Below are 11,328 nucleotides of genomic sequence, written 5' to 3'. Positions count from 1 at the left end.
TGCTCGCGATCCGCCGCACCGCCTCGGACTTCGCACCCCACCCGATCTCCAACGCGCAGAAGTACTCGGCCAGCCCGTGCGCGGTCAGATGCGCGTGCGCCACGTCGTGGTCACCCCTGCTCGCCACGGCGTGCAGGATGCCGCGCTCGTCCAGTGCCTTCAGCGCGGCCCGCGCGGCGGGCGTGGGCCGGGCCGGGTCGCCCTCGACGACGACGCCGTCCCACACGGTGTCATCCAGGTCCCAGACCAGGCACTTGATCGTCGGGGCCTGAGTGGTGCCGGTCGACATCACGTCACTCCCTCCTCAGAGGCCCCGCGGCCCGCCGGCCGGCTGGCCGGCTGGCCGTGGCGGAGTGCGAGGTCCCCGATCCGCACCTCGGCCACCTCGCGGGAGCCCTCGATGATCTGCATGATCCGCGCGTCGCGGAAATGCCTCCCGACCGCGCTGTCGGCGTCGCAGCCCGCGGAGCCGTGCAACTGCAGCGCGTCCTGGCTGACACTGGCCGCGGCCTCGGCAGCCGCGTACTTGGCCACCACCGTCTCCCCGAACGCGGCAGGCGACCGACCGTCCCGTAACCCGGCGGCGTGCGCACACATCAGCCGCGCCCCCGACGCCGCCACCCTGGCCCGACCCAACACCGCCCGCACCGCCTCATGGTCGGCGAGCCGAACACCACCCTGGGTACGGCGGCCGGCATGCTCGACCGCAAGAGCCAGACACGCCTCCGCGATACCCACACAGCCCCACGCCACCGTGTGCCGCCCATGATCGATAGCCGTCGCCGCCACATGGCTCAGCCCGAAACCCGGCGGGGCCACGAGCCGCCCGGCCGGAACCCGCACATCATCGAACGCGACATGCGCCAACCGCGCGGCACGCATCCCCAACGGATCACGCACCGGCTCCACCGCCACCCCCGGCCGATCAGCCTCAACGAGCAGGGCCACCATCCGCGCGCCCGACCCCTCATCGAGCCGGCCGATCACCAAGAAGACGTCAGCGAGTTCCCCGAACGTCACCCACACCTTGCGCCCGGTCAACCCGAACTCAGGCCCGTGCCGGACCACGCTGGCCCCCAGCGCACCAAGATCGCTGCCCGCGCCCGCCTCCGTGGCCGCGAAACCCGCAAGCCGGTCACCACCAGCCAACGCCGGCAACCACACCGCCCGCTGCTCATCCGTACCCCAACGCAACAACGCCGCGGCCACCATCCCCTGGACCGTGACCAGACCACGCAACGCGCTACACACCCCACCCAACAGAGCACAGACCTCACCAAGCGACCGCGCGCTCAGACCCGCACCCCCATACCCACGGGGCACATCAGCGGCCAGCAACCCGGCCGCCGCGACCGCCTTCACCACCTCCGCGGGCAACGCACCGGCACGATCCCAAGCGTCAGCATCACCCCGCACACCCTCCACGAAGCCGACGACGGCACCGAGTTCGGCGCCGAGTTTCGCGCCGACGGCGGGCTCGGTGGCGCCGAAGGTGGGCTCCGCGGGCTCAGCCATCGGCCAGCTCCGACTCGGGCTCCGACTCGGGCCCCGGCTCGCCGCGCTTGCGCCGGACGAACGCGGCGATGCGCCCGGCCGTGCGGAAGTTGTCGAGGTCGAGGTCCGCCACATCGACCTCGACATCGAAGAGCTGCTCAACCTGGGTCACCAACTCCAGCGCCAGTAACGAGTCGATCAACCCCTCCGCCACATAGTCCTGATCCACCGCCAGCTCCCGCCCGCCAGTGGCGGCGGACAGGAACTCCAAGATCCTGCCGGTGATCTCGTCGGTCGCTTGCTGAGGCAACGTCATGACCCCCATCTCCGTATGTCACTGAGCTCGCTGGACGGGCTGGAACCGGTCGGCTAGAGGAGCAGGGTTCCGCCACCCCCCGTACCGTGCTCGACGAGCATCGCGCTCCACGCCGCCACCGGACTCATGTTCAGCACCACCGCCAAGCCACCCTCCGGCACCTCACCACGCGCCATCGCCGTCTCCAGGTTCAACAACGCATCATTGGGGCCCAGATGGCCGTACTCCCGCAGGTTCTCGGCACACACCTGCGACACCTTCACGTCCAGCGACTCCGCGACCACCCGCAACGCCGCCAGCGACAGGTTCTGCCCCACCCAACACGCGACCTGGTCACGATCCACGCCGTTACGCTCCAACAGCCGCCGCGTCAACGACGCCACACGCTTCCGGGACTCCACCGCCAACGCAAAGGAATAACGCGGCAGGTCGGTGCACTCCTCACGCCACCGCTCCTGGGGACCCGCCCGATAATCCACCCGGAACAGGTCCCAGTAACCGCCATTGGTCTCCAACAACAGATCCCGGACACGCAACGGTCCATCCCGAGAGACCAGGACCGCCTGACCACTGTCACCGTTGACGGTCACCGGATGCCGATAACGCCGGGTGGTCACCGGCTTGCTGCCATGCGCCACCAAAACATGCGAGGCATGCGGATCAGCGGCCAGCAACCCCGACGCGGTCAGCAACGCCGGCACCACCGAAGCGCAACCAAGACCACCCACCGAGAACGCCCAAGCCCGGTCCGCACCCAACTCCGCCTGCAACCGCGTCGCCTCGGAACTGGACAGCGCCTCCGGCGCCCGGGACTCCACGAGAACCACGCCATCCACCTGGCCAGGCTCGAGACCAGCCGCGGCCAGCGCCTGCCGACCAGCGCGCGCCGCGAGGTCCACCGCCGTCAGATCCTCCGCGACCGCCACCCGTTCAATACCGAGCGCCTGGCACGCCGCGCGTTCCCGCTCGTCCTGCTCGGCGAGCTCCGGCAGATCGGCCAGAGCGACGCGACCCGGCAGGTGGGTGGCGGTGGCCCGGAGCGCGACGTTCATTCCGCCGCACCCCCGAACTGGTTCTCCAAGCGGTCGATCTGGGACTGACTCAACGAGACCAGCGGGAAGTCGGACGGCACGGCGCGCCCCGCGTCGGCGGCGACCTCGGATGTCGCGGTCGGCGTCGTGGCCGCCGCGGCGATGGCGGCGGGGGTGCGCAGCTCGAACACCTGCCGCTGGTTGATCACCACGCCGTGCCGCCGGGCATGGGCGGCCATCCGGATCGAGATCACCGAGTCGCCGCCGAGGGCGAAGAAGTCGTCATCGGCGTCCACCGTCTCCACGTCGATCAGCTCGCGGAACAGCCGGATCAGGATCTCCCGTGCGTGCGAGGCGGCGGGTGCCATGGCGGGCGTCGTCGGTTCGGGCGGCTCCGCCGGGTCCGGCGGCTCCCCCGACCGCGGGGGTGACACCGCCGGGGCCGCCGGGGCCGCCGGTGCCGCCGTCGCGTCGTCGTCGCGGGCGACCCGGCCGAGCGGACGGTCGGGGTGCGCCATGACGGTCGCGATCAGGGCCGGGAACCAGAGCGCCAGGTGCTCGGCCGTGGAGCGGTCGAAGAGCGACGTGGCGTATTCCAACTCGCCGCCCATGGCGCCGGCGCCGGCGTCCTCGATCGCGATGGTCAGGTCGAACTTGGCGGTGCCTGGGACGGTGCCGCCGACCTCGGTGTCGCGATACCGGGAGCGTTGTAGATCGCCCAGGCCCGACTCCAGCGGCGGCACGTTCTGGTAGGTGTACGTCACGTCGTACAACGGGTGCCGGGCGAGGCCGCGGGGAGCATCGGCGGCCGCGATGATCTTGTTGAGCGGCACCTCCTCGTGGTCCAGGACGCCGGCGACGGTGTTCGCGCACCGCCGGACGACCTCGTCGAACGTGAGGTCCGCGGTGACGCCGGTCCGGAAGGGCGGAAGGGCGTTGAAGTAGCCCACGAGGTCTCGGACATCGGGGTGCACACGGCCGGAGGTGGCGACGCCGACGACGACGTCGGTGTGCCCGGTCCACAGGTGCAGCATCGAGTCGAGCGCGGCGAGCATGGTGACGAAGGTGGTGACGCCGTGGCGGCGGCTGTACTCGCGCACCCGCTCGGCGTCCTCGGCGGGCACGGAGAAGGTGATCACGTCTCCCGCGTAAGACTGGGACGCCGGGCGCGGACGGTCCAGGGGCAGCTCCGGGCGGCTGAGGCCGTCGAGTTCCCGACGCCAGAACTCCAGGCCGCGCGCCAGCCGGGGCCCGGTCAGCGCTGACCGGTGCCAGGCGGCGAAATCGGCGTACTGGACAGGCAGTTCGGGCAGCCGCGGTGCGGTGCCGGTGCTCCGCGCGCGGTACAGCTCCCAGAGGTCTCGGGCGAACAGCGACTGCGACCCACCGTCGAAGACGATGTGGTGGTACGTCAGGACGAGGACGTGCTCCTCCTCGGCCAGCGTGATCAGCATTGCCCGGATCGGGGTGTGTCGGGTGAGGTCGAAGGGCGTCGAGACGGAGTCCCTGATCAGCGCGCGCACCCGACGGCCGCGCTGTTCGGCCGGCAACCGGCTGACGTTGACGACGCTCAGCAGCGGCTCGGGGGCGGTCGGCATCGCGTACGGGACGCCGTCGTCGTCGACCAGGAACAGCGTGCGCAGCGACTCGTGGCGCTCGGCCATGTCGATCAGCGCGTCCTGGAGCGCCGTCTCGTCCACGGGACCGGTCAGGTGCGTCGTGCTGGGCACGTTGTAGAGCGGGCTTCCCGGGTTGATCTGGTCGAGGTACCAGAGAGCCTCCTGCCCCGGGGACAGCGGCAGCGGGCCGTCCCGTCCGATGACCTCGATCGGCTCGGCTGACGGTGCCGTCGGGGCGTGTTGGGCGGCCAACGCGTGCAGCCGCTGAGCCAGGGACCTGACGGTGTGGTGGGCGTACAGGTCGGCGAAGGTGACCTCGACGCCGAAGCTCTGCTGGAGCCGGCGGAGCATGCCGACGCCGAGCAGGGACGTGCCGCCCAGCGTGAAGTAGTCGGAGTCGGGGCCAACATCCGGCTGTTCCAGCAGCTCCGACCAGACCTCGGCCACCCGGTCCTCGATGGCCGCGAGATCGGCCGGCGCCGACGCGGCGGCGGCACCGGCCGCGGCGGACGGGCGGCGACGGACGGGGAGCCGGCACCGGGTCGGTTCGAAGGGATAGGTCGGCACCTCGACGCGGGGGACGTCGGCGTCGCGGTAGTAGCGCTCCCAGTCGAGCGGGGCGCCGAGCGCGTACAGCCGGCCGAGCCGCCCCAGCACGTCGGCCCGCGACCCGTCGCCCGCCAAGTCGAGCAGAGTCAACTGAGGAGCTCGGGCGTGGAGTTCCCTGGCGAGGACGCCTCCGGTGCCCAGGGCGACGAGGAGGGCGCCGTCGCGCGCGAAGCCCGCGGCCACGGCCTTGAGCCGGTCGGGGTCCGGGGCGGCCGACGGGTTGGCCGCCGCGGCCTCGGCGGCGGCCTCGGCCAACGTGGTTCGGCCCCTGATGACCCGCACGGTGAAGTTGCCGGCGCCGGAGCCGACCAGGTCGACGTCGGTGAGGCCGAGCGATTCCGCGACGCGGTAGAGCGCGTACTGCCGGGCGACCAGCCGGCCGGCCGGCGCGCTCGCCGCGGCGTCGAGCTCCGCGCACTCGGCGGGGACGGGGAACGCCGCGCGCAGCCGCCGCCAGGTCTCGTCGTCCAGCGGGGCGTCACCGGAGAACAGCAGCACCAGGCGCGGCGCGTCGGCCGCCACCCGGTCGGGGACGGGCGCCTCGCGCAGCCGGCCGGCGAGTTCGCCGGTGCTGGCGGCGGTGACGGCCAGCCGGTGCGGGTGGTCGTCCCTGCCCCGGTTCAGCACGTGCGCGACGGCCCGCAGGGGCTGGCCGGTGGTCTCGGCGAAGTCGGCCAGCCGGGCGCGGTAACGGTCCAGCGCCGCGGGCGTCCTGGCCGACACCGTGACCAGTTCGACCCGTGATGCGTCGGAGGTCGTCGCGGCGGGGGTCGCCCTGTCGGGAGTCGTCGCGACGGGGGCCTGTTCCAGCACGGCGTGCACGTTGGTGCCGGTCATGCCCCAGCTGCTGAGGCCCGCCCGGCGGGGCGAGGCCGCGTCACCCGGCCAGGGCCGGGCCTCGGTGTTGACACGCACCGGGCCGTCGAAATCGATCAGCGGATTCGGGGCGGTGAAGTTGACCGCCGGGTAGAGGGTGCCGTGCCGCAGCGCCGACAGCACCGTGAACAGGCCGGCGATGCCGGCGGCGTTGCCGAGGTGGCCGATGTTCGCCTTGACGGAGCTGATCGCGCACGGCGGATCCGGCTCGCGTTCCGTCACCCCGGCGTCGGCGAACGCCCGGTGCAGCGCCTCCACCTCCACGACGTCGCCGAGCGGCGTGCCGGACCCGTGGCATTCGACGTAGCCAATGGTGGCCGGGTCCACGTCCGCGTCCCGCCACGCCTCTGTGATGACGTTCGCCTGGCCGAGCTGGCTGGGCGCGGCCATGCTGGCCGCGCGAAAGCCGTTGTGGTTGACGGCGATGCCCTTCAGTACCGCGAGCACGTGGTCGCCGTCGGCCACCGCATCGGGCAGCGGTTTCAACAGGACGACGCCGCCACCCTCGCCGCCCGCCAGGCCATTGGCGCCGGCGTCGAACGGGCGGCACCGCCCGTCGGGCGACTCCAGGTTCCGCAGGGGAATCCACTCGGACCGCCTGATCAGCTGGGAGAACACGTTGATCCCGCCGACGATCGCGAGCGGCACCTCGCGTCCGCGCAGTTGCCGCACCGCGAGGCTCAGCGCGGTCAGCCCGCTGCTGCACGCGGTGTCCACCACCAGGGCCGGCCCTCGCAGGTCGAAGGCGTAGCTGAGGCGGGCGGCAAGCGCGGCCGCGGAGGTACCGAGCATCGATTCGACATCGCGGTCGGCGTCCGGGACGGCGGCGCTCGCCTCGATCGCGGCCAGCGTGACCGAGACGGCCGTGCCGCGAAGCCGTGCCGGGGCGTAGCCGGCGGACTCGATCGCCTGGTGGGTGAGTTGTAACAACAGCCGCTGGTGGGCATCCAGTTGCTCGGCCTCGCGGGGCGACAGCCCGAACAACTCGTGGTCGAACAGGTCAACGCGGTTCAGGTACCCCATCGAGACGTAGCGTTCTCCCGGGTCCTCCTCCACGGAACGCACCCGGTCCGCGCCGGGACTGCCGACACACTCCCGGCCCGACCGCAGGCTGGTGTGTAACGCCTCGGCGTCCTCCGCGCGCGGGAAGACCCCGGCGGCGCCGATGATCGCGACATCGTCCTTCCTCATGCCTTCTCTCCGTGCTCGACAACGATCGGGGCTGGAACGGTCAGGGCGGAACGGTCGACGGGTGGAGGCGGGTGCGTGGTGGTCAGGACGCGTCGCCGTGCTCGGCGGGGGACGGGCGGCTCCTCCCGCTCCCCTCGGGGAGCCGCGTCGGATACTCCGAGTGCAGCGGCACGAACGCGGCGGCCCCGGCTCGTCCCACGGTCAGCTTCGCGACGATCATGTCTCGCCGGCGCGAAAGGCACAACATCCCGCGTACATCCGCGCTCGGCCGAATGCGAATCCTCCGGCGGGGCCCGCATTGCTACCGGTGGTGCTCGACGGCGAGTGCCTGGGAGGGGGCGGGACAGCCCGCGTAGTGGGTGCGCACGGCACCGGCCAGCGGGTCGAGGGCGAACAGTCGCTGCTCAGCGTGTGGCGGCCGGCGCTCGCGGACGGCCGGACGCGCGCCCCGCGCGGCCCGGTGGCCGACGGCGACATGCCGATGGCCTTCTACGGGGAACGTTTCGTGTCGCACGGCGGGCTCGTCTCAGGCCCAGACGGCCCTGGTCGCCCGCCGAGGCAGTCGCGGGTAGCCCGCCGGCTCTGCGGCGTGAGACCTGCATGGCACCGATGACGCTGTGGCCCGCGAGGCCTACGGCCGATGATCCGCATCGCCCGTACCCTTGGCCGTGCCGACATCGGGCTGCCGCCCGGTCGGGCGGCGTCATACGGCGGGTGCCGAAGACTGGAGGCAACATTTCATGCTGATCGCTCAGCGTCCCACTCTCACCGAAGAAGTCGTGGACGCGTACCGCTCCCGGTTCGTGATCGAGCCGTTGGAGCCGGGCTTCGGCTACACCCTCGGGAACTCCCTGCGTCGCACGCTGCTCTCCTCCATTCCCGGCGCGGCCGTGACCAGCATCCGGATCGACGGGGTGCTGCACGAGTTCTCCACCGTGCCGGGCGTCAAGGAGGACGTCACCGACCTGATCCTCAACATCAAGCAGCTCGTCGTCTCCTCGGAGCACGACGAGCCGGTCGTGATGTACCTGCGCAAGCAGGGCCCGGGCCTGGTCACCGCCGCGGACATCGCGCCGCCGGCGGGCGTCGAGGTGCACAACCCCGACCTGGTCCTGGCCTCGCTGAACGGCAAGGGCAAGCTGGAGATGGAGCTGACCGTCGAGCGCGGTCGCGGCTACGTCTCCGCGGTGCAGAACAAGGCCGTCGGCCAGGAGATCGGCCGCATCCCGGTCGACTCGATCTACAGCCCGGTGCTGAAGGTCACCTACAAGGTGGAGGCCACCCGCGTCGAGCAGCGCACCGACTTCGACAAGCTGATCGTCGACGTCGAGACCAAGGAGGCCATGCGCCCGCGCGACGCGATGGCCTCGGCCGGCAAGACCCTGGTCGAGCTGTTCGGCCTGGCCCGCGAGCTGAACGTGGACGCCGAGGGCATCGACATGGGCCCGTCCCCGACGGATGCCGCGCTGGCGGCCGACCTGGCGATCCCGATCGAGGAGCTGGAGCTCACCGTCCGGTCGTACAACTGCCTCAAGCGCGAGGGCATCCACTCCGTGGGTGAGCTCGTGATGCGCAGCGAGGCGGACCTGCTCGACATCCGCAACTTCGGCGCGAAGTCGATCGACGAGGTCAAGGAGAAGCTGGCCGGCATGGGCCTGGCGTTCAAGGACAGCCCGCCCGGATTCGACCCGCCCCCCGCGACCGCCGCCTTCGGCGAAGGCAACGACACGGGCTTCGCCGAGACCGAGCGGTACTGAACCGCTCCAATGGCATCGTCACGCAGCAGCGGCTGCGCACCGCTCGCCAGGCAATCAGCACCGGCACCATTTCGCGGGAGGTCGGGGAAGGCGATAACCGCCTCGGGCGCGGCGATGAAGCTGTAGGACTCGGGGACGACCTCCGCGTTGCCCTGTTCGGTGCGGACCGGCAGCCCGTCCTCAGGGTGTAGTGGGTGCCCCTGGACGCCCCACTGCTTCAGCCGCTGTTCCACTGTGCCGTACGGCGCGGCGGTGAAGTTCGCCAGCTCCAGCGCCGCCCGGACGCGGTCCGTGCCACCGCGTCGTCGAACGCGGGGACGGTGAACGGTCCCCGGTGGTGGCAGCTGTCGAACCATGGCGTACGTTGCGCCACTCCGAAGCGGGCGGTGCCGAACGAGCGACGACCACCTCGGCCGACGGATCATCGCTGAGCGTGCTCACTCGTGCCTGGCGGGCCCGAATCCGTGAGGGGATTCCGGCCCGCCAGGTCGGGGACGGGCGCGTCAGGTGGTGGTGCCGGTGACCGAGGTTCCCGACTTGGTCACGTGGTACGTCACGGTGGCGCCGCTCCAGTAGTGGAAGGTGAGCGTCACCCGTGCGCCGTCGTTCACCTCGTTGAAGAAAGTGGAGGTGAGGAGGGTGGTGTTGTTGCTGTGATCCGGCCTGAAGCTGGACCAGTACTCTTTGTAGGAAGTCCAGTTGGCCGGGCCGGCGTAGCTGCCGTCGTCGTACACGGCTTCCATCGTCGCCAGCACGTCGCCACGGGACTGCGTCGGGATGGCGAAGGAGTCGGTCGTCCCTGTCGCGTTCGACAGCACGGGGGTGTCGCTGCTCCTGATGAAGATCTTCCAGGGGAGGCCCTGGGAGAAGTTCGCCTGGATGGTCGCGTTGACCCCGTAGTCACGGTTGCCGACGAGCCGGGTGAGCGCGGCCGCCGTCAGCGTGAGCTGATTGCCGGAGAGGGTGTAGTCCGTGCCCTCGGCCAGCGGGGAGCCGTTGTGGCTGAGTCCCTGGAAGGTGGTGCCGTTCAGGTTCAGGGTGAGCGTCTGGTCCGTGATCGGATCGGTCCTTGAGACGAAGACCATGTCCGAGGAGGCGGTCCCCGAACGCTCGGTCCAGCTCGACTGGATCTGCGCGAACAGGTCCGGGTCGTGCGGTTCGAACGTCTGGCGGTTGATGTAGGAGTCCCAGTAGTTGAGGGTCAGGCCGTTTACGCGTGCCGCGTAGCCCACCGCCTCGAAGAACTTCAGCATCTCGCCCCGCTCCACGACGCCGGGCTTGGTGTAGTCGAGGCCGAGCAGGCCGGTCTCGCCGACGATCACCGGAATGCCCCGGTCCACGAACGTGTTGTTCAGCCCGGTGAACAGGGTGTCGATGTCCTGCTGCACCTCGTCGTTGAAGCGGGTGAAGCCGGCGATGTTCACGCTGAACGGCCAGAAGCCGTAGAAGTGCACGCTGGCGATCAGCCGCGAGTCGTTCAGCGACTGCATCGTGGCCAGCAGGGAATCCATCCGCTCCGGCGTCCCCGCGTCGCCGAGGGTCGGCATCAGCAGATAGCGGCTGGCGTTGTTGCCACCCGACCCACGCACGATGTTGTGGAAGGATCTGTTGAGCTCGTCCATCAGGTCGAGTTGCTCGGCGTCGGTGGCGCCGTCGAAGAATGCCTCGTTGACGTTCTCCAGGACCAGCTTGTCGGACTTACCCCGGAAACGCTCGGCGATCTGCTCCCAGGTCGCGTCGAAACGGGCCCGTACGTTGTCGTGGTCGACGGCCAGGTCCTTGACCCACTGCCACGAGTCGTGATGAATGTCGACGATGACGTAGAACCCGTCGGCGAGCGCCCAGTCGACGACCTCCTCGACCCGGTCCAGGAGCGCCGGGGCGATCGTGTAGGGCGCCGAAGCCTGCTGCTGGTTGCTCCAGGTCACGGGTATGCGGATGCTGTTGAAGCCCCGAGCCCGGACGGAGTCCAACAGGGCCTCAGAGATCGGGGGGTTGCCCCACGCCGTCTCGTCGGGGATGGCGTCCAACGTGTTGCTCGGCCCCCAGCCGGGCTGCATCGCGGCCACGGCATCGATCGCGTTCTTGGGGACCGGGCGGGTCGCCGGTCGCTCGGCGACGCCGGTCGCCGCGTCGACGTTGGTGGCGGCCACCGCTCCGGCACCACCGACGAGGATGCCGACGAGGGCGGCTAGGAGGGGGATGAGTCGCCATCGGCTCGTCCCTGGTAGGGCATGGCGCATGGTACCTCCGGCTCGAAGCGTCCGTGCCGGCGCGGCACGGGGTGGGAACCGGGCTCGGTGTCGTCGGCGTGGACACGATAGAAACTTTCTGGAACATGAGCCCGATAGTTTCTTTGGGGAGAGTACTCACGGCCGCCGCGGCGGGGCAACGGGCGTGCAGGAGCCGAAACAAATCGAACAAGGAGTTCGTCG

General features: G+C 70.7%; 9 protein-coding genes. 1 reads left to right on the top strand and 8 read right to left on the bottom strand.

What is annotated here, in order from left to right; translation table 11 throughout:
* The 7 genes from ABGB06_RS28545 to ABGB06_RS28515 form a co-directional block, all read right to left on the bottom strand.
* Nucleotides 1-289 (bottom strand): HAD-IIIC family phosphatase (locus ABGB06_RS28545; RefSeq protein WP_347594551.1); only part of this gene is annotated, 289 nt, incomplete at its 3' end.
* The gene (locus ABGB06_RS28540; RefSeq protein WP_347594549.1) at nucleotides 289-1,515 is read right to left on the bottom strand and encodes an acyl-CoA dehydrogenase family protein; all 1,227 of its coding nucleotides are present in this window, start codon (nucleotides 1,513-1,515) and stop codon (nucleotides 289-291) included. The genes ABGB06_RS28545 and ABGB06_RS28540, both read right to left, overlap by 1 nt.
* Nucleotides 1,508-1,810: a phosphopantetheine-binding protein gene (locus ABGB06_RS28535; protein WP_347594547.1), complete on the bottom strand. Its 303-nt coding sequence runs from the start codon at nucleotides 1,808-1,810 to the stop codon at nucleotides 1,508-1,510. Before ABGB06_RS28535 ends, ABGB06_RS28540 begins: the two co-directional genes overlap by 8 nt.
* A gap of 53 nt (nucleotides 1,811-1,863) precedes the next feature.
* The gene (locus tag ABGB06_RS28530) at nucleotides 1,864-2,862 is read right to left on the bottom strand and encodes a 3-oxoacyl-[acyl-carrier-protein] synthase III C-terminal domain-containing protein (RefSeq protein ID WP_347594545.1); all 999 of its coding nucleotides are present in this window, start codon (nucleotides 2,860-2,862) and stop codon (nucleotides 1,864-1,866) included.
* Nucleotides 2,859-7,136, bottom strand: a complete 4,278-nt coding sequence (locus ABGB06_RS28525) for a condensation domain-containing protein (protein WP_347594543.1) — start codon at nucleotides 7,134-7,136, stop codon at nucleotides 2,859-2,861. Before ABGB06_RS28525 ends, ABGB06_RS28530 begins: the two co-directional genes overlap by 4 nt.
* A gap of 82 nt (nucleotides 7,137-7,218) precedes the next feature.
* Nucleotides 7,219-7,356, bottom strand: coding sequence for a hypothetical protein (locus ABGB06_RS28520; protein WP_347594541.1), 138 nt, complete (start codon nucleotides 7,354-7,356; stop codon nucleotides 7,219-7,221).
* Between the two features lie 81 nt (nucleotides 7,357-7,437).
* Nucleotides 7,438-7,650, bottom strand: coding sequence for a hypothetical protein (locus ABGB06_RS28515; protein WP_347594539.1), 213 nt, complete (start codon nucleotides 7,648-7,650; stop codon nucleotides 7,438-7,440).
* 226 nt (nucleotides 7,651-7,876) lie between these two features.
* On the opposite strand from ABGB06_RS28515, the gene ABGB06_RS28510 reads away from it, so the two are divergent.
* Nucleotides 7,877-8,893 carry a DNA-directed RNA polymerase subunit alpha gene (locus tag ABGB06_RS28510; RefSeq protein ID WP_347594537.1) on the top strand — a complete coding sequence of 339 codons (1,017 nt, stop codon included), beginning with the start codon at nucleotides 7,877-7,879 and terminating at the stop codon, nucleotides 8,891-8,893.
* A gap of 503 nt (nucleotides 8,894-9,396) precedes the next feature.
* Here the strand turns inward: ABGB06_RS28510 and ABGB06_RS28505 are convergent.
* Nucleotides 9,397-11,046: a cellulase family glycosylhydrolase gene (locus ABGB06_RS28505; protein ID WP_347594535.1), complete on the bottom strand. Its 1,650-nt coding sequence runs from the start codon at nucleotides 11,044-11,046 to the stop codon at nucleotides 9,397-9,399.
* Nucleotides 11,047-11,328 lie beyond the last annotated feature (282 nt).

The organism is Streptomyces sp. B6B3 (genome assembly GCF_039871525.1).
Classification (GTDB): domain Bacteria; phylum Actinomycetota; class Actinomycetes; order Streptomycetales; family Streptomycetaceae; genus Streptomyces.
This window is presented reverse-complemented; position numbering and strand designations above follow the sequence as displayed.